Genomic DNA, 393 nt, shown 5'->3' on the forward strand with positions numbered 1-393 from the left:
ACGTAAAAGCGGCAACATCGACGACTTCTGCCGTCGCTGGGGTGGCGAGTACAGCTACATGGTGATCCTGGATGCCGACAGCGTGATGAGCGGTGAGTGTCTCACCGGTCTGGTACGTCTGATGGAAGCCAATCCGAACGCCGGTATCATCCAGTCTGCGCCGAAAGCCTCGGGTATGGATACGTTGTATGCCCGCGTGCAGCAGTTTGCTACCCGCGTTTACGGCCCGCTGTTTACCGCCGGTCTGCACTTCTGGCAGTTGGGGGAGTCGCACTACTGGGGTCACAACGCGATTATCCGCGTGAAGCCGTTTATCGAACACTGTGCGCTGGCACCGCTGCCGGGTGAAGGCTCCTTTGCCGGTTCCATCTTGTCGCATGACTTTGTGGAAGC

The 393-nt window shown here is 58.8% G+C and carries 1 protein-coding gene; it reads left to right on the plus strand.

Annotation, left to right across the window (positions count from 1 at the left end; genetic code table 11):
* The coding region (locus tag MUU47_RS00070; protein ID WP_258986099.1) for a glycosyltransferase at positions 1-393 on the plus strand (393 nt) is incomplete at both ends.

This window comes from Scandinavium hiltneri (genome assembly GCF_024764835.1).
In the GTDB taxonomy this organism is placed as follows: Bacteria; Pseudomonadota; Gammaproteobacteria; order Enterobacterales; family Enterobacteriaceae; genus Scandinavium; species Scandinavium hiltneri.